This is a genomic window from Anoxybacillus sp. B2M1 (genome assembly GCF_001634265.1).
Classification (GTDB): Bacteria; Bacillota; Bacilli; order Bacillales; family Anoxybacillaceae; genus Anoxybacteroides; species Anoxybacteroides rupiense.
Genome location: NZ_CP015435.1, coordinates 1,785,333 through 1,804,164 on the forward strand (window position 1 = coordinate 1,785,333; position 18,832 = coordinate 1,804,164).

General features: G+C 43.1%; 18 protein-coding genes. 7 read left to right on the forward strand and 11 right to left on the reverse strand.

The window, feature by feature from the left end; genetic code table 11:
- Window positions 1-239 precede the first annotated feature (239 nt).
- From GFC28_RS08620 to fabI, 4 genes are all read right to left on the reverse strand, one after another.
- Entirely contained in the window at window positions 240-1,769 is a 1,530-nt protein-coding gene (locus GFC28_RS08620; RefSeq protein WP_082063792.1) for a glycosyltransferase family 4 protein, read from the reverse strand.
- Window positions 1,766-2,866 (reverse strand): CotS family spore coat protein, encoded by a 1,101-nt coding sequence (locus GFC28_RS08625; protein WP_044745757.1) that lies wholly within the window; start codon window positions 2,864-2,866, stop codon window positions 1,766-1,768. The genes GFC28_RS08620 and GFC28_RS08625 overlap by 4 nt, the downstream gene beginning before the upstream one ends.
- A gap of 704 nt (window positions 2,867-3,570) precedes the next feature.
- Window positions 3,571-3,969, reverse strand: a complete 399-nt coding sequence (locus GFC28_RS08630; protein WP_044745756.1) for a CotO family spore coat protein — start codon at window positions 3,967-3,969, stop codon at window positions 3,571-3,573.
- Between the two features lie 614 nt (window positions 3,970-4,583).
- A complete protein-coding gene (fabI, locus tag GFC28_RS08640; protein WP_044745754.1) occupies window positions 4,584-5,360 on the reverse strand; it encodes an enoyl-ACP reductase FabI in 777 nt (258 codons plus the stop codon).
- 223 nt (window positions 5,361-5,583) lie between these two features.
- Here fabI and GFC28_RS08645 point away from each other — a divergent pair, with 223 nt between their 5' ends.
- Entirely contained in the window at window positions 5,584-6,759 is a 1,176-nt protein-coding gene (locus tag GFC28_RS08645; RefSeq protein WP_044745753.1) for an FtsW/RodA/SpoVE family cell cycle protein, read from the forward strand.
- Window positions 6,760-7,201: 442 nt separating this feature from the next.
- Entirely contained in the window at window positions 7,202-7,939 is a 738-nt protein-coding gene (gene prpE, locus GFC28_RS08650) for a bis(5'-nucleosyl)-tetraphosphatase PrpE (protein ID WP_044745752.1), read from the forward strand.
- 9 nt (window positions 7,940-7,948) lie between these two features.
- On the opposite strand, the gene GFC28_RS08655 is transcribed toward prpE, so the two are convergent.
- Genes GFC28_RS08655 through GFC28_RS08670 form a run of 4 tightly spaced genes read right to left on the reverse strand, consistent with a single transcriptional unit; the run spans window position 7,949 to window position 10,723 of the window.
- Entirely contained in the window at window positions 7,949-8,854 is a 906-nt protein-coding gene (locus GFC28_RS08655; protein ID WP_044745751.1) for an RluA family pseudouridine synthase, read from the reverse strand.
- 26 nt (window positions 8,855-8,880) lie between these two features.
- Window positions 8,881-9,675: an NAD kinase gene (locus GFC28_RS08660; protein ID WP_156487572.1), complete on the reverse strand. Its 795-nt coding sequence runs from the start codon at window positions 9,673-9,675 to the stop codon at window positions 8,881-8,883.
- A gap of 17 nt (window positions 9,676-9,692) precedes the next feature.
- On the reverse strand, window positions 9,693-10,331 hold the full coding sequence (locus GFC28_RS08665) for a GTP diphosphokinase (RefSeq protein WP_044745749.1): 639 nt from the start codon (window positions 10,329-10,331) through the stop codon (window positions 9,693-9,695).
- A gap of 17 nt (window positions 10,332-10,348) precedes the next feature.
- Window positions 10,349-10,723 carry a UPF0738 family protein gene (locus tag GFC28_RS08670; protein ID WP_044745748.1) on the reverse strand — a complete coding sequence of 125 codons (375 nt, stop codon included), beginning with the start codon at window positions 10,721-10,723 and terminating at the stop codon, window positions 10,349-10,351.
- A gap of 134 nt (window positions 10,724-10,857) precedes the next feature.
- On the opposite strand from GFC28_RS08670, the gene GFC28_RS08675 reads away from it, so the two are divergent.
- The 5 genes from GFC28_RS08675 (at window position 10,858) to GFC28_RS08695 (ending at window position 13,935) form a co-directional block, all read left to right on the forward strand.
- Window positions 10,858-11,448, forward strand: coding sequence for a CYTH domain-containing protein (locus GFC28_RS08675; protein WP_044745747.1), 591 nt, complete (start codon window positions 10,858-10,860; stop codon window positions 11,446-11,448).
- Complete coding sequence (locus tag GFC28_RS08680; RefSeq protein WP_044745746.1) at window positions 11,445-12,065, forward strand: lytic transglycosylase domain-containing protein; 621 nt, start codon at window positions 11,445-11,447, stop codon at window positions 12,063-12,065. Before GFC28_RS08675 ends, GFC28_RS08680 begins: the two co-directional genes overlap by 4 nt.
- A 101-nt stretch (window positions 12,066-12,166) precedes the next feature.
- Window positions 12,167-12,577 carry a globin domain-containing protein gene (locus GFC28_RS08685; RefSeq protein ID WP_044745745.1) on the forward strand — a complete coding sequence of 137 codons (411 nt, stop codon included), beginning with the start codon at window positions 12,167-12,169 and terminating at the stop codon, window positions 12,575-12,577.
- Window positions 12,570-13,457 (forward strand): ClpXP adapter SpxH family protein, encoded by an 888-nt coding sequence (locus GFC28_RS08690; RefSeq protein WP_044745744.1) that lies wholly within the window; start codon window positions 12,570-12,572, stop codon window positions 13,455-13,457. The genes GFC28_RS08685 and GFC28_RS08690 overlap by 8 nt, the downstream gene beginning before the upstream one ends.
- Window positions 13,458-13,743: 286 nt before the next feature.
- A complete protein-coding gene (locus tag GFC28_RS08695; protein WP_044745743.1) occupies window positions 13,744-13,935 on the forward strand; it encodes a hypothetical protein in 192 nt (63 codons plus the stop codon).
- Between the two features lie 20 nt (window positions 13,936-13,955).
- Here the strand turns inward: GFC28_RS08695 and pepF are convergent, their stop codons facing one another.
- The 3 genes from pepF to cls form a co-directional block, all read right to left on the reverse strand.
- Window positions 13,956-15,770 carry an oligoendopeptidase F gene (gene pepF / locus GFC28_RS08700; protein WP_044745742.1) on the reverse strand — a complete coding sequence of 605 codons (1,815 nt, stop codon included), beginning with the start codon at window positions 15,768-15,770 and terminating at the stop codon, window positions 13,956-13,958.
- Window positions 15,771-15,825: 55 nt separating this feature from the next.
- Window positions 15,826-17,040, reverse strand: coding sequence for a competence protein CoiA (locus GFC28_RS08705; RefSeq protein WP_044745768.1), 1,215 nt, complete (start codon window positions 17,038-17,040; stop codon window positions 15,826-15,828).
- A 278-nt stretch (window positions 17,041-17,318) separates the two neighbouring features.
- Entirely contained in the window at window positions 17,319-18,830 is a 1,512-nt protein-coding gene (cls, locus tag GFC28_RS08710) for a cardiolipin synthase (RefSeq protein WP_044745741.1), read from the reverse strand.
- Window positions 18,831-18,832: the final 2 nt, after the last annotated feature.

Here is an 18,832-nt window from a genome sequence, read left to right on the forward strand (position 1 = left end):
ACTCCGAATTGTCGGACATCTAGGGTTGGAACGACCCGAAGTCACGCTCAGGGAGACGAAAGGCGGCTTTCGTCGTGGAACTGAGAAGCTCCCACTTCAAGCTTTAGCTAAGTGGTGAGTAGTTCACTAATCCATCAAAAAGCCACCCGCCTCTTAACAGAGTGTAAATAGGAAAGATTCGTCTTGCCTCATGAAATCATCAAGAAAGGATGCCCCTCATCGGAGCATCCTTTCTCTTTTCATTTGCCAATGATAAAAGCGCGAAACGGTTTGTCATTGCTTCCTTTCCCTTTCCTGCGAGGAAATACAGGAAGCTCATAAGAAGAGGACGATAACACTAAAGATTTGTGATTCGCAGCAGCCGGCGAATTAGGTTGTTTTTCTTCAAGCGTTTTCTTCCTTTTCGGTTCGCTTGCACTTACATGCTCACCAGCTGAGTTTTGTTCTTGCTTTGCTGGACGGTCCGCTTGTAACGTTCCTTTCCGCTTTCTTCCCTTTTCTTTCCTTTTGTTCTTCTGTTCAGTTTTGCTTTCCTCTTGATTTAAGTCTGCTTCCTCCAGTTCAACCGCTGTAGGTTGTTGCAGCGGCTCAACTGCATATTCTTGGTGCGTTTGTTCGTGCTCTGCTTGCTGCGCATGGGTCCAAACATCAAGCAACTCAGAAGCCACCCGATTCCATTCATAGCGAGAAACCGCTAATTCTCTTCCTTTTTCCCCCATTTTCTTCATAAGCGATCGATCTGATATAATTTGCGCAATTTGAGCAACAAACTCGTTCGGATCTTCCGGATTTTCTACAACAAGACCGTTTTCTCTTGGCACGATCACTTCGGAATTGCCTCCTCGAGCAGTCGTTACAATTGGAAGGCCAGCAGCCATCGCTTCATAATGCACTCGAGCCAAGGGCTCCTGCCATTGGGATGTACAAACAAAGAGATCAGCAGCCGCAAACCAATTTTGAATTTCATCTGGAGCAACAAAGCCGGTTGTGACAACGGGCACTGGAAGTCTTTTTGCCAATGCGCGTACATAAGCAATATAATCATTTATATCATTTTGGCTAAACCATCTGCTTCCAATGATCACTAAGGCAAGATCTTTAAATTTTTTTGCTAGCTCTGGAAGCGCCCTCACTAATTGATCGACCCCTTTATTGCGAGAGAGTCTTCCGGCAAATAAAATCACCGTTTTATTTTCCAAGCCGTTAGCTCGGCGGATTTCCTGGCGTATTTTCTGCATTTTCGGATGGTGGCCTGGTAAAAACCGATTCGTATCCACCCCGGAATAAATTGTGCGCACCTTGGCAGCCGCTTGTGGGTAAAGGTCGCTAATTACATTTCCAACATAATCGCTGACCGTAACAATATTGGATACTTCTTGTATAACGTTCTCTGCTTCTTGAGGATCCATTTTTTCAGGATGAAACATATCGTTATGCATGCTTAGTGTAATTTTCGCTAACGGAGCTGCCTGCCTGACAGAAAGGACAAGACGCGGGCGGTTAAAAATATGGATCAGATCAAATGGATGTGCTTCAATGTAGCGAACAACACTTTCCCGATAAATCTCAAACACTTTTCCCGGAACTCGCACATAATGAATGCCGTCCAGCGTTTCTTCATCCGGCAGAGATGGATCGCTCACGCCTAATACCGTAATATCATGCTCTTTTTTTAAAAACGGAAGAATTCCCTCAATATAAGTTTGGATCGCTCCGCCTAATACTGGGGGAACAGGAAGTTTTTCCGTGCAAATCATTAAAACTTTCATTCGTATCCCCCTTTTTCCCAATCATGTTGAATCTCTTCTAAAACAGGCCATTTCGATTGATCCGTATCAACAATCGTTTGGATCAGCTGGGTCGTTTCTTCGTTTAGAAATAGTTCCGGCTCATATACAACTTCTTTTATATTTTTATAAAATTCATTCGGCATGGACAAATCAATCATTAAAATTTCATATAGCTCAGCCGAGATTGGATTTGCTTCATGGTATGATCGGATCATTTCCCTCACCCATTGCGCATCCCAGCGATATAAGTCAGCCATTGTGCCGCTAATCAGCTTTCTTAAATCACGAATTGGGAGATCAAAAGCAACACCGTCCAAGTCAATAATCCACATTCCTTCGGCTCCCATTTGACCATTGGACCAGCCATAGTCCTGATGGACAAGCCCCCAATACTCGTTTCCCTTCGCCGCCAGCTCAAAATAATGAGATTGATTTAGTCTGTCAAATCCTCTTTTTGCCTGCTCTTTAAACTCGTCGACAGTATTTAATAAATGCGGACTCGCCGGCATCTCTTGATAAGCCGTAGCAATGGTCCGAAACCATTCCATTTTTTCAATCATTTTTTTATAGCTTTTCGGCCACTTATGCAGTCTGGAAGCGACTTCTGCCTGCTGTGGCGGAACGTAGCCTTTGCTTAAGTGATGAAACTCGCCAAGAGCGTAGCATAGCTGCTTTGCTCCTTCTAAATCTTTAGAAACGGGCGCCAGTGGTTCAATCCACTCAGCCACAAACCATAACTTTCCCCCCGCTTCCACATAATTTTGTCCATCCTTTGTCTGGATAATGGCTGGCACCCTTGCTTTCTTCACATTCACTAAATACTCTTGGGCGCCTAAACTAAACAAGCTTCTAGTCGGTCGGCGATGCAATAACTTTAGGCTTTTGGGTCCTGATTTTGTCTCTAGCTTCCAAATCGCTCCCCCTTTATCCGGCTTTGTCGTCACAACCTGACGGCTCTGTACAGACAAATCGTAGCTTTGCAGCACCTCTTGCGCTATTTGCTCGATATAATCAGGTACATAAAATTCATGATCTAGTTCACTGACCACCCACGGCCCGATTCCACTCTTCTCCACACTATCCCTCCTCTTGCCATATAAAGCGATTCACATCATTAACTGAATGAAGACAGCCTTTATAAACGATTCTCCTGCATTTGTTGCAAAAGTGTCTCCATTCTTTGAATAAAAACCCAGCGTTCCATGGAACATGCTCATGCACTAGATAGAAGCCTCCTCTTTTCATATGGAGCATATGCTGTTGTCCAACGGCCGAATGTCCAAGACCCCTTGCTTTCAGACTGATATTTCGCTAAACTGTTCGTTGTCCGGTTCGTAGTTACCGATTTTTGTGCTGAAGAAGAGTCTATGACCGTCAAGACCATCCGGCTGCTTTTTTCTCGAACCTGTTCGCTTGACCTTCAAAATGGCAGTTATTATAGAAACCCGTATAATGGATGACGCTCTCTCTTTTCCTTTTTGTCTTCATGTCCTAAACTCCTATTCTCGATCTTTTCACTTTATTGAGCCAGCGAATGAGAGAGGCCACTCAGAAACAGAGGATCACCTCTTTTGACAGCGATGAGGCATCCGCCTGAAACCTACTATAAGGTATGCCGCCTTAGGAATAAGGTATAGACAAATATAACAAAGGGAAACATTTTTTCCTCTGAGCAGCCGTTACCGCTCTCTCTTTAACAAAGGAACGCAAGCTCTTCTTTATAAAAAATGCCCCTATCAGCCGTTAAGCTGACAGAGGCGATTTCTTCGCAATTTTCATCTTATGCATCTTTGCTAAACCCGATTAAGGTTACAGAATCAATTTGGTTAAATGGAATGGTAAATTTGTTTCCTCGGTCCGTTTGAAATTTCACATGACCGTTTCGATACTCCAAAATAAAGCCTTTATATTCCCCTTTTCTCGTAACAAGGTGGCATTTGATCCGTGACATGTGGTTAGGTAGCTTCACAAGAAATTGAATTTGCTCTTCCAATGTCATTTCTTGAAATTGCTTCTGTTTTCCTTGTTTCTGCGCATCCTCCCCCCATTCTGCTATTCCTGTCTGCTGAGATGATCGAGGCTTTTTGGCTTGAAAGGACTGCTGCATATATGAAACCTTTGGTTCTAAATTTGGTTGGACAATATAGAGAAGCGGCTCGTTCGGAACGCTTTGTTTCATCGGCTTTCCCCCTTTATTCAAAATGTTCTACAACATAATGTATGCTTTCTCTAGGCAAAAGTACACTCGCAAACAAGAAATGCCCGAGCGTGACAAAGCAGATTTCATAAAATAAAAAATGACCAAACTGCTTGTTTGGTTCTATCACTGCCATTTGTGATGTGAATATTGGAGTTTGAACCTTTTCTGCGGTTGGGTGGACGAACGACACCGCTTCCCAGAATGTCATGGAGATCTTCTGTCGTCCATTGCTTTCCTTGTTACGTTTATCAAAAAAAGAAGCAGCCCGCGGATATCCCCCACAGACTGCTTTGGATTTCCTATGCGATTGCCTTCTTGCAGCATCCATCGTTTCGATGGCAGATGGACTTTCTCATATACCCCATCTTTCGTCGTTTTTTCATCAATTTATAAGCTTGTTGCTATGGGGCTATGGATCCATAATATAAGAGGACAGGACGCCGAACAACTAGCCACTTTCAGACAAATGAATTTGTCTGGAAGCGGTATTGTTCGACCGCCCGACCGTTGAAATCCTCACTCAGGAACAAAGGGTGGAGGCATCCGTATCTATATATGCCGCTCCATCCCGTTTTTTTGAAAAAGCCATGATATTAACGGGCCAAAATATGATAGCCGGAATCGACATGAATGCATTCGCCGGTAACACCGCGAGACAAATCGCTGAACAAGAACAGCGCCGCATCTCCTACTTCCTCTTGTGTTGTTGTCCGGCGAAGCGGGGCTTTCTCTTCGATTTCTTTTAAAATAGAGTTGAAATCGCTGACCCCTTTTGCTGATAATGTGCGAATCGGCCCAGCAGAGATCGCGTTGACACGAATACCGTATGGGCCTAAATCGTTCGCTAAATATTTGACACTCGCATCTAATGAAGCTTTGGCAACACCCATGATATTATAGTTTTGTACAACGCGCTCGCCGCCAAGATACGTCAACGTAACAATGCTTCCGCCTTCAGTCATAAGCGCTTTTGCTTCTCTTGCGACAGCCGTTAATGAATAAGCGCTAATATTATGCGCTAACAAAAATCCTTCACGGCTTACATTCATGTATTCGCCGCTTAAATCTTCTTTGTTGGCAAATGCAATGCAATGCGCTACTCCGTGGATGACACCCACTTTTTCTTTGATGTCTGCAAAGCATTTGACAATGTCCTCATCATTTGTCACATCGCAAGGAAGCAACAAAGCGGTCTCATCTTCAAGCGTTTCAACTAATTTGCGCACTTCCGCCTCAAAACGCTCTCCCGCATAGGTAAAAATCAGCCGGGCGCCTGCTGCGTGAAGCGAACGGGCAATTCCCCACGCAATGCTTCGTTTATTCGCCACTCCCATCACGACATATGTGCGACCTTTTAATGATAACGTCATTCGCCATCCTCCTAATGATCATAGCTTGTATTTTTATTATTTGTTATTAGTACCAAGTATTAATTTCATTATAACAAAAAAAATAGCTCGACAAAATAATAATTTTCTCGAAAAAAAAGAATCGACAAATTTTTTCCGCTTGATTTACGCACTTCCCTTTGCAAAAATAATAGAATTAGCTAATATGGATATGGTAAGTTTTTAACACGGAGTTGAAAAAACGATGGAACAAGATAAATTATCGCAATCAAAGTTAGATTATAATTTGTTGTTTGTGCTATTTTTAATGGCGATTGTCAGCGCGATTGCCATCCAGAGCGCAGAACCGTCGCTCCCTGAAAAGCTGCAATCGGTAAATTTTTCATTGAAGCAGCTGCAGTGGTATGTCATCGGAGCCTTTGTCATTGCGGCTACGCTGATTATTGACTATGACCGCCTCTTTCACTTAGCTTGGTACCTGTACGGATTTGGAATGCTGCTTCTGCTCGGTCTTGAGCTCAATGTTCCCGGAACGGTGACCCTCAAAGGAGCAACAAGCTGGTACCACATCCCTGGTGCCGGTAACTTTCAGCCGTCCGAATTAATGAAAATTTTTATGATTATTGTCATAAGCCGTATTATTATGAATCATCGCGAAAAATATCCGGAACCAACGGTAAAGGAGGATTTTCAACTACTAGGGAAAACCCTCCTCGCCACCGCGCCGCCTTTATTTCTGCTTATTAGACAGCCAGACTTAGGCATGTCGATGGTGTTTATGGCGATTGTCGCCTCCCTTGTGCTCGTATCGGGCATTCGCTGGCGCATTATTTTGGGGATTATTTTTAGCGGCCTCTCTATTGCCGGCATTCTCATTTTTATTTTCTTTCAATTTCCTGATTTTTTCCATAAATATATTTTGAAAGATTATCAATTAGATCGCTTTTACGGCTGGCTTGCTCCATATGAATACTCCAATGAGCAAGGGTTTCAGCTCATTCGCTCTCTTCTTGCGATCGGATCAGGAGAAATGTACGGAAAAGGGTTTGGAAATTTGGATGTATATTTGCCGGAAGCGCACACGGATTTCATTTTTGGCATTATCGCTGAGCAGTTTGGGTTCATTGGCGCAAGCATTGTGATCTCGCTCTTTTTCCTGCTTGTATACCGGATGGTTCACATTGCTCTTGAAAGCCATGATTTATATGGCAGTTATTTATGCACAGGGGTCATCGGCATGATTACGTTTCAAGTCTTTCAGAATATTGGCATGACCATCGGATTGCTGCCGATTACAGGATTGCCGCTTCCATTTATCAGCTATGGAGGAAGCTCGCTGGCCACTTACATGCTGGCCATTGGCATCGTCTTAAACGTGCGTTCCCGCACGAAAAAATTTATGTTTTCGTCCGAAGAATAACCTTGATGGGGTAGACAAAGTCCTCTTTGACTTTGTCTACTGTCATTTTAAGCACCCATTCCTTGTGTTTTTTCACCTTATCCTATTTTCAACATGCTTAAGACGCACCCTCACAGGCGGATGAGCGAGGCAAGCGACACAGCATGGATCAATCTGCTAAAGTCGCAAGCTTGCGGCTTCTTTGTTTATTCCCTGCCAAAAGGTCATACAATATAAAAGGTGTCACTGAACAGGTTTGCATCTAGAAATCGGATCATTTTGGACGGCCAGATCATCGAATAACCAACCGCCTTACAAACTCGCCCATTAGCCTGAAAGCGATGCTGTTTAATCCCTTTTCGCGCGGGACATGACAAAACAAATCTGCCGATTGTCTCCGGCCGTCGCTCATGCAGAAACCATTGGCTTTAACTCATGATTGAAATGGAAAGAAGGGGAACGGATGAAAATCGATATTATCGGAGATATTCATGGTTGTTACACGGAGCTAGTTGCTCTGACAAAAAAGCTAGGATATGAGTGGATAAACGGCATGCCGATTCACCCGAGGGGAAGAAAGCTGGGATTTGTCGGCGATTTGACCGATCGCGGACCACAATCTTTACAAACCATCGAAACCGTATTTTCACTTGTGAAAAGTGGGCTGGCTCATTATGTCCCCGGAAATCATTGCAATAAGCTGTACCGCTTTTTCCTCGGACGAAACGTACAAATCACGCACGGCTTAGAAACGACCGTAGCTGAATATGTCGCGCTCCCTTTAAGCGAACAGAACCTGATGAAGAAAAAGTTTATTTGGCTTTACGAGCATGCCCCTTTATATGCTCGCCTCGACAACAATCGTTTGGTTATCGCTCACGCCGGCATTCGTCAAGATGATATTGGCAAGTACAATCAAAAGGTCAAAACATTTGTGTTATACGGAGATATCACTGGGGAAACGAATCCGGACGGAACACCGCTTCGCCGAGATTGGGCCAAATATTATAATGGAGACGCATGGATCGTCTATGGTCATACTCCTGTTAGAAAGCCGCGCATCCTCAATCGAACAGCAAATATTGATACAGGATGCGTATTCGGAGGAGCGCTAACAGCATTGCGCTATCCAGAAATCGAAACGGTTTCCGTTCCCTCTACTTTGCCGTATATTCCAGAAAAATTTAAAGAATTCAACTAAAAGAGGGCGCTACTGTGCAGCAGCGCCCTCTTCAATCAACCGGTTCATATCATGGGGAAGCGGACAACGAAACCGCTTCATTTGCTGGTGAAACGGATGAAAAAAAGACAGCTCCGTGCTATGCAGCGCTTGGCGATTTATTTTTTCGCGGCTCCCTCCATATAATTCATCGCCTAAAAGCGGATGACCTAAATAAGCCAGATGAACACGAATTTGATGGGTTCGTCCTGTTTCAAGCTCCAATGATACATGCGTATAATGCCGGAAGCGCCGCAAAACATGAAAATGTGTGATCGCCCGTTGTCCGTCTTCACGGACCTCCCTCTCAATCATACTGTCTCCTTTTCGGCCAATCGGCGCAGTGATCGTTCCTCTCTCATCTTCCACTACGTTATGGCAAAGAGCTTCATATTTTCGCTTTACATACCCTTTCTTCTGCAATTCGGACAATAAGTGGTGGACATGGCGGTGCTTGGCCACAAGCACCAGGCCTGAAGTATCACGGTCCAGCCGCGTCACAATGTGCACCGTCGAAGATAGATTTTGTTTGTCGTAATGATGCAGTAAAGCGTTCGCCAACGTGCCTCTTGGATGTTCACGAGATGGGATGGTTGGCATGTAAGGCGGCTTATTAACCACTAACAAATATTCATCCTCATACACCACATCAAGGGATAGAGGTTCTGCTATCATATCTGCACTTCGTTCTTCTGGAGGAAAACGCACAACCAATGTCTCACCGCACCGAAGGAGATGACGGACAGTGACAGGGTTTCCATCAACTTCAATAGCGCCGCCATGAAACTTAATATCGGTTAATGCAGTCCGCGAAATGTGTTGTTCTTTCAAAAAATCACGAACAAGCGTTCTGTCGTTTTGCTCTGTAATCGTCCATTGCAATGAAAAGTACGTCAATGCTGTTTACCCTTTCTTTCACATGTTTAGTCGGCAATAAATGAATCGCGGACCCGTTTCCAAAAAGGAAACGGACGAAAACGCGCAAAGCGAACCTTTTCATCGGCTACACGGCATTGAATGGATTTTACCTCTTTATGAAGCAGCGATAGATGGTCAATCGAAATTTGAAAATCGCTGTGATTGACCGGCTTCAACATACATGTATGGTGCGCTGGCAAAACAAGCGGCGAACCAATCGTCCGGAACACACGATTGTTAATGGATGCCATTTCCGCCAATTGAATCGCTTCCAGCGATGGATGCAAAATGGCTCCTCCTAACGCTTTATTATATGCCGTACTTCCAGTCGGGGTCGAAATGCAAAGCCCATCTCCACGAAACGTTTCAAAAAGGTCACCTTTTATTTCTACATCCATAACAAGCGTTCCCGTGACACTTTTTACCGTGCATTCATTCAGCGCCAAATATCTTGCCTCCCGCCCGCCATTAACGTAACGGATAATCACCTCAAGCAATGGGTATTCGACCACTTGATAAGGAGTTTTCGCAATGGCAATCACAAGTTTTTCAATTTCTTCAGGCACCCAATCTGCGTAAAAGCCTAAGTGGCCTGTATGCACGCCAACAAATGCCGTTTTATCAAGGCGGCGGCAGTACCGATGAAATGCATAAAGCAGCGTCCCATCACCGCCAACGGAAATGACAATGTCGGGCTGATTTTCATCATATTCAAGTCCAAAATCCAACAAGTAGCTTTTCATTTTTTGTGTTAGCGCATTAGATATGGCATCTCCTTTAGAGGTGATGGCAAATTTCATATCCTCTTGTTTTTTCTTCATCGTTCTTCCCCTTTTGCTTCTTGTTTTCGAGAAAACGCTGCTTGCGCCTCCTGAATCTCAAACCGGATTTTCGACATTTCCTCGTCCAACAAATAAGCAGCCTCCGCTGTGCGTTGCAGACGTGCTTTAATCTCTTCCGGAAAACGCCCGCTATATTTATAATTTAAAGAATGCTCAATTGTTGCCCAAAAATTCATGGCCAACGTTCGAATCTGAATTTCTACCAAAATCTTCTTTTCCCCGTAGATCATTTGTACAGGATAGCGAACAACAACGTGGTAAGAGCGGTAGCCGCTTTCTTTTTTTTGTGTGACATAATCACGCTCCTCCACGATTTCAAAATCGTTACGCTGCCGCAGCAGCTCCACTACGATTTTTATGTCATCCACAAATTGACACATCATTCTCAGTCCGGCAATATCCTGCATTTCCTCTTCCAGCTTATCGAGAGGGATATTTTTCTTTTGGGCTTTATCAAGAATGCTCGCGATCGGCTTGACTCTTCCAGTCACAAATTCAATCGGTGAAGGAACGCCTTGCATTTCAAATTGTGTCCGCATTCCTTTTAATTTCACTTTTAACTCTTCTACTGCTTGTTTATAAGGGGCGAGAAATAAGTCCCAATGCTTTACCATATAACCACCACCAAGCATTATGTAAGAAATACGTCTTTTACGGCCTTCTCCATCTCTTCACCATAGTTTGCATTTCCTTCAATATTTTCAACTAAATAAGCCAATTCTTCCTGGAAACCAGGCAATTCCATTTTGGCAGCACCGCATTGGAGAAAAACAGAAAGCGGCTGGTGCAATGCCTGTTTTACTTCCGGCCAGACTGGCTGGGGAATGGCTATATAGATAAATTCATCCCCCGCTTCCATTATATAAATAAATGATAAAAGATCAGAATCCACAAGCATATAGCGTTTTGGCGCTGCATTCTCCAGCGAAAACGGCGGTTCTTCAGCCAACAGCCATAGTTGTTCATTGCGTTTTTCTACTTGTTGAATCATTATCTTTTTCCTCATCATACCGTCTCCTTCCACTGCAACAATCCAATCCAACTTTTATTTTACCATAATACACCTATGCACAATAAACCATTGATATTCGGTTTGAAACATTTCATAATAAGGATAAGAATACAAGGAGACGAAAGCAGATGAAACAAGAAATCGAAATGGAGTTTAAAAGCTTGCTAACGCAAGAAGAGTTCAATCGCCTTAAGCATTCTTTTTTCATTAGGGATGACCAGTTTGTTTATCAGGAAAATCATTATTTTGACACGCCGGAATTTTCCTTAAAAGGACAAGGAGCGGCATTGCGCATTCGGGTCAAAAACGATACATATACACTGACGTTAAAGCAAACAGTCGAACAAGGATTGTTGGAAACTCATGAAGCACTTACAAAAGAAAAAGCGCAGTCCATATTAAGCAATCCGGCGATGATGGAAGGAGAAATGAAAAGCCTTTTAAAAGACATGGGGATAGCAGCAGAACAATTGCAGCATTTCGGAACACTCGCAACCCACCGGGCGCAAGTTCCTTATGAAGGCGGAATGCTTGTATTGGATCATAGCTGTTATTTGCAAACAGAGGATTACGAGCTGGAATACGAAGTCAATGACTGGGAACAAGGAAAAAACAGCTTCGAGAAATTGCTCGCCTCCTTCCGTATTCCCTATCGTCCAAGTGCAAACAAGATCAAACGTCTCTATGCTAAAAAATATGGAGTTGAGGATCAATCATGAACATTCAACAAATCAAAATGTGGATGGAGCTTCAAGCGTTGCGTTCATTTTCTACCAACACTTCAACTACAGCTGATCCTTTCACAGAAATGGGAACGCCGTTTCAAGCGTTGTTGTCCCAAGTGCTTGAGCAGACAGAATCAAAGCAGACGCAAACAGAGGAGACTTCCTTGAAATCTCTGACCGCTCTGCCGCTCCGCACGCTAGCAGTTGCTCCAGCCAATCAAGCCGCTCCTTCAAACAGCCGTATAGAGGAAATCATTCAACAAACCGCTGAAAAATATGGTGTGGAGCCTAAACTGATTCGTGCGGTTATTCGTCAAGAATCCGGGTTCCGTCCTGATGCGAAAAGCCATGCTGGCGCCGCCGGGCTTATGCAGTTAATGCCGAGCACAGCGAAAATGCTTGGGGTAGCTGATGTATTCGATCCCGTTCAAAATATAGAAGGAGGAACAAAGTATTTACGTCAGCTATTAGACCGTTACAATGGCAATCTTGAGCTTGCCCTCGCCGCTTATAATGCAGGACCGGGGAACGTTGACAAATACGGAGGAGTTCCTCCATTTCGCGAAACAAGGTCGTATGTACAAAAAGTACTAAACATATACTATTCGTAAAAAATCCTAGAGTGCGACCGCTAAGTCGCTTTGTTTGAGATATATGGACTTCATTGTTAAAATAGCAATACATGATATTTGTTTTAAAGGAGTTATCAATGATGGCGGAACACTCGAGAACACCGTATGAATCGATTGGCGGGGAACCAATGATTGCAAAGCTCGTTGATGCGTTTTACAGCCGTGTTGCTAAACATCCTGACTTACAACCTATTTTCCCGGCTGATTTAACGGAAACAGCCAGAAAACAAAAACAATTTTTAACCCAATATTTAGGAGGTCCGCCCCTCTATACAGAAGAACACGGCCATCCAATGCTTCGAGCCCGCCATTTGCCGTTTGAAATCACTCCGACTCGGGCCAAAGCATGGCTGGCCTGTATGAGAGAAGCGATGGACGAAGTCGGCTTATCCGGACAAGTGCGTGAAGAGTTTTATCATCGCCTTGTACTGACTGCTCACCATATGATTAACACTCCAGAACAAGATAGAGAGGAGCATTCCTTTGAATGAAAAGGTAGCTGGCATCGTATCCAACTTTCCATTCGCTTTTCAGCATTGTAGTGGTGAGAAAAAGCCTTTGGAAATTTATTTATTTATCGATCCTCTTTGTCCGGAATGCTGGGCGCTTGAGCCCATTATCAAAAAGCTTTTCATTGAATATGGACGATTTTTTACCTTGAAGCATGTGCTAAGCGGAAGACTGGCAACATTGAACATCTGTAAAAAGCAAAAATTTGAAGTGATTGCTCATACGTGGGAACGCACGGCCAGCCGCTCCGGCATGTCTTGTGATGGAAGCCTATGGTTTGAAAACCCTATAGACACTCCCTATTCCGCTTCGATTGCCATTAAAGCGGCGGAACTACAAGGAAAACGGGCGGGTATGCGCTTTTTGCGCAAGCTCCAAGAACTCCTGTTTTTAGAAAAACAAAATATTGCTGATATTAATGTTTTGTTGGAGTGTGCGAAAAATGTCGAGCTGGATGTTAATGAATTTATGAAGGACCTTCATTCTAACAGTGCCGCGAAAGCATTTCAATGCGACTTAAAAATTACATCAGAAATGGATGTCCAAGAAGTTCCGACACTCGTCTTTTTTAACGAAAATATTGAAGAAGAGGGCATTAAAATTTCTGGATGCTATCCATATAGCATTTATGTGGAGTTGATTCATGAAATGCTGGGATTCTGTCCAGAGCCATCACCGCCCCCCCCACTTGAAGCCTTTTTAAACCATTTTAGATTTGTTGCCACAAAAGAAATCGCCGTTGTGTATGATCTTGATATACAAGAGGTCGAAAAGGAAATGAAAAAGCTGCAACTCAAGCAAAAAATTGAAAAAGTTCCCGTAAAGTACGGAACTTTTTGGAGGTATCTTTCGACCAAATAATTTCCTTTTACACATAAAAAGACAAAAGACCCAGCGCAGGCCGGGTCTTTTGTCTTTTTATTGTCATTAAGACAACAAAGGGGATGGGAGAAAATTTTCACGGTCAAACAAAGGGGTATAAGGTTATTTGTGATTTTATTCACGTAATTATCATATCAGTGATCGTTTTTTTTGACAACTGTTTTGTTTATTTGTTCACGATTTTGTCATAAATCCTTAAGCAAGGCATGTTAAGCCGGACCATCATCATACAATGAATATAAAACAGCTAGAAATGGAGGGAACAATGAAACGAATCACGCTCATTTTTTGGATGTTGATAGTGTTGATTGCCTTTCTTTTGAATTTATTCGGCTTAATGCACGTCATGCCTTTATTCATTACGATGCCGCTTTTGTTTCTTTCGATTTTATTCGCATTATGGACATTTAACAACCGCAACCGTTTTAAAGGATTTCAAAAAAAACGAATGTGGTAATCCCCACATTCGTTTTTTATCTACGACAGCAGTTGTTCCATCTCTTCCAGTTTTTGCTCGAACACTTGGCACGCTTCCTCGATTGGCTTAGCTGTCGCCATATCCACTCCAGCCTTCTTCAGCACCTCAATCGGATAATCAGAGCTGCCGGCTTTTAAAAACTCAACGTACCGTTGAACAGCCGGCTCTCCTTCTTCTAAAATTTGCTTGCTCAACGCTGTAGCCGCACTAAAGCCTGTCGCATATTGATATACATAATAATTGTAGTAAAAATGCGGAATTCGCGCCCATTCTAAACCGATTTCCTCATCAACAACCACATCGCTTCCAAAATATTTTTTATTGAGCTCATAATACATAGATGTCAGTGATTCGGCTGTTAACGCTTCTCCCTGTTGGGCTTTTACATGAACCATATGCTCAAACTCAGCAAACATCGTTTGCCGAAATACAGTGCCGCGAAAACCTTCCAAATAATGATTGAGCAAATACAACCGCTTGTCTTCCTCTTCAATCGTTTTTAGCAAATAATCATTGAGCAATGCTTCATTGCATGTCGAAGCGACTTCCGCCACGAAAATCGAGTAGCTGCCATATGGATATGGCTGCGTTTTCCGCGTATAATAGCTGTGGACAGAATGGCCAAACTCATGGGCAAGCGTAAATAAATTATTGACATTATCCTGCCAGTTCAGCAAAATATATGGATTGGTTCCATAAGCTCCTGAAGAATAAGCTCCACTTCTTTTTCCTGCATTTTCACGCACGTCGACCCAACGATTTTCCAGTCCTTCTTTCACGATGCTTACATATTCTTCGCCAAGTGGAGCTAGTCCTTTTAGTAGATACTGCTTTGCTTCTTCATATGTCACTTCCATTTTTACATTTTTCACCAGAGGAGTATACAAATCGTACATATGAAGTTCCTCAATCCCTAGAGCTTTTTTGCGCAATCGAACATATCGGTGCAGCAAATCCAAATTTTTATTTACAGTCTCCACAAGATTATCATAAACGCTCTCCGGAATATTATTGCTGCTTAAAGCCGCTTGACGCGCAGATTGATACTGGCGCACGCGGGCAAAAAAGTTATCTTTTTTCACTGCGCCACTAAGCGTGCTGGCAAAAGTGTTTTTATATTTTCCGTATGTTTTATACACAGCTTTAAACGCATCACGGCGAACGCGGCGATCTTCACTTTCAAGAAAGCGTATGTAACGTCCGTGCGTCACTTCAACTTCTTCCCCATTTTCGTCAATAATGGTCGGGAATTTTAAATCGGCGTTATTTAGCATCCCAAATGTATTGCTTGATGAGGCCATCACCTCCGCCGCTTGAGCAAGCAACGCCTCTTCTTTTGCGCTCAGCACATGCGGCCGCTGTCGGTTAATTTCATCTAAAGCATGTTCATAAAGCTTAAGTTCCTCTTTTTCCTTAAGAAATGACTTCACTTTCGCCTCATCAATCGCCAAAATTTCTGGCACGATAAAAGCCATTGCGCTTGATGCTTCGCTGTAAAGCCCCTTAATCCGATCATTTAAGCTTTGGTAAAAAGAGTTGGTGGTATCTTGGTCGTAGCGCATATGCGCATACGTATACAGCTTGTCAAGACGCAGCGACAAATGATCCTGATATTGCAGCGCCTCATAGAAAACATCGGCGGATTCTCCTAGACGCCCTTGATAATCAGCGAGCTGGGGCAGCATTTTTTTGACTTCTTGAAATTCTTGCTCCCATGCCTCATCGCTTGGAAAAATATCTTCAAGCCGCCACGTTTCCTCGATAGGAATTTCATTGCGCTTTGGCAATGATTTTACCGCTTGCTTTTCAGTCATATGCAAATTGTCCTCCTTTATCAAACATTACATTATAGTAGTATTCTCTTTCTTTTTAAAATTCCCTCCAATCATTATATGACAGCGACGTTCTTTTTATTTGCTCAAGCAATGAGCGATCATTGGCCAGTGCTTCTTCTATCGTCGCCGGAAACGTCCAGTTTTGGATGCGCTGAACGGACTTTTTGGTCATCCATCGAACATAGCCGAGCTGTTCCAGCCGCTGGATATACTCATATATCGCCCTTGTGTAAGGGTATGCTTGTGCCAATGGAAGCGCACGTACAAATAGCTTGCGTTCTGCAATTTTTTTCTTTATCCAGTTATAAATCTCCGCAAGCGAATACGTTCGGTTGGAACTGTTTATAAAAAGTAAAATATAGGTCTGCCAAATAAATGGAGGACTTTCAAATAAATAGCCAAATTGCAGCGGCCACCCTGCTTCACAAGGAAATAAAGATGGAGGGTGGTGCAAATAGAAATCCGCACAGACTGCCCTCGTCACCGTGGAAGGATAGAACGTAAAGGTTTGGCGCCATTTTGTTTTTTGCATGAGCCATGTTCGCCAAAAGGAGGACGGCAACGAAATTTGCGGATAAGTAAAAAAATCATGGATACGAACATGATCAAGCTTTTGAATGATGGGAACAGAAAAAGCATGATAGATCGAAAAAGGAACGAGATGAACGAGGCGGATCAGCTTCTTTGTCTGAGGACAGTAATAGAAAAGCAAGGGTTGCGGGGAAATGGAGGACACGTACTGTGTGAATAGCCATTGAAACCTAGAAAGCTTAAAATGAAAAGCGGATAGTCGTTGAAGCTGGTGTGCTCCCAATATCCAAATGGGCTGCATACCCGTTTTTTTGTAGCCATTATTGCGCTTTTGAAATTGTGCTTCGCTTATGACCGAGCATTGATATTCGAACACATACGGCCGGCCTTGGATGTTCACATAAAGATCTGGACGCTGTTGAATCGTAAGAAAGTAGGGCTCTAGCTGAACATCGGGTGCTTGTTTTTGCAGCCACGTAAACAAATCCCGTTTTCCAGAAGCATGATACGACGATTCTGCCTCATGCTCAAACGGACATTTCGTTTCTCTTTTATGGGCAAAATGTGGCAGCTTCTTTGTACCCAGCTTTAGAATCACCTCTTTTTGGCATCCGGGACAAACAAAAGTTTCTTCTTCCTTCAGTCGCTTGAGCTTTTGCCGCGTCCAGCCATCCAATAGAGAAATCGTTTGGCCATTTGAACGTTGTGCAACCAGCAAAAAAAACACTCCTTTCATCACCGCTTATTCTTTATAGCATTCGTTCCGTTTGGCGTAAATTCCTGCTAGCTGCCGAATATAAAACAAGGACAAGAGCGCCAAGAAGATCGTGAACCAAACGCGCTTGATCCTGCGCGGATAGCTGTAACTCGAGCCGCTGGTGCTTGAAACTAGATACGCCTTACTTCTTGAAAAAAGGACAAGAGATCCATTCTGATATAACAAAAACCTGAGCCATCACGCTCAGGCTGTTCCATAAACCTTTTGGATAGAAATCGCTAAAGAAGCGGAGAAAGCAAGCGGCAAATCGATTCGACCACACGGGTGGCCAAGCGCCTCTTTTTAAATGTTTCATAATCAATGGGATCGGAATCATTCAAATCATTTAAAAAATCAGCTACAAGCGTTTTTGTGCTTTCTGTATGATATAAGAAAGCATTCACTTCAAAATTCAGATGAAAGCTACGCATATCCATATTGGCTGTCCCAATCGAGGCAAGCTCCCCATCGACAATAATAATTTTGCTATGTAAAAAGCCTTTGCGATATTCGTAAATTTTCACTCCAGCCTCCAATAATTCTGGAAAATAGGAACGTGAAGCATAAAACACTATTTTTTTATCAGGCCGTTTGGGTGCCAAAATGCGAACATCAATGCCGCTTAATGCCGCCACTTTTAGCGCTTCGAAAATGTCCTCGTCTGGTATAAAGTAAGGAGACGCAATCCAAATCGATTTTTTCGCCGATACGATCATGGCGAAAAATAAATGCTTGATAACCTCCCATTCTTGATCGGGTCCGCCAGAAATAAGCTGGATGCCGCCCTTCTCACTGTTCGGAATGAGGGTCGGCGATAAATAATTTAATGTTAATAAGGTTTCCCCGGTCATATAGTACCAATCCTGCAAAAAAATAAGCTGGAGTGTTCTTACGGCTTCTCCGCGAATCCATAAATGCGTATCGCGCCAAAAGCCAAAGTATTCGTTTTTGCCCAAATACTCATCTCCAATATTTAACCCGCCAACAAATCCCACTGTTCCATCAATGACAATAATTTTACGATGATTGCGGAAGTTAATTTTATTATTTAAAAAAGGAAGACGGACAGGGGAAAACGGAACCATTTCCACTCCAGCATCACAAAGCTCTTGAATGTACGCTTTCGATAACTTCCAGCTTCCAACAGCGTCATATAGAAAACGGACATGTATCCCTTTTTGTGCTTTTTCAATCAAGATGTTCTTCAACCTTTGTCCAACGTCATCATGGCGGACAATATAATATTCTAAATGAATATGATGATTCGCTTTCTCAAGCTCTGCAAAAATAGTGGAAAACGTTGCTTCTCCATTCGTTAATATTTTCGTTTCCGTCGCCAAAGAAACAGGGCTTTTGCCAAGACGGTGGGCAAGCCGGAGAAGCGGCAGCTGGTGCTCTTCGATATGCTTCATCTGCTCGATGTTAAAATCGCGCTGCCCCTCAAATTTTAGAAACATTTGTTCATCCAGCATCGCCTTCTTTTTAAATAACCGCTGTTTTCGATAGCTTTGACCGAATAGGATATAAAAGAAAAAGCCGATGAGCGGAAAACTTCCAAGCACGACCAGCCACGTTAGCGTCTGAGCTGGCCGCCGATTTTCCAAGGAAATGACAAAGGCGATAAAAATAACGGAACAGGTCGTCAAAATACTGAGCGATCCAAGAAGCCAGCCTTCCCAATAGTCTTTTGTAAAAAATAAAAGTACGCTTAGCAGAAGTAAAAAAATGAACACTTGCAACGTATTTCGCAATG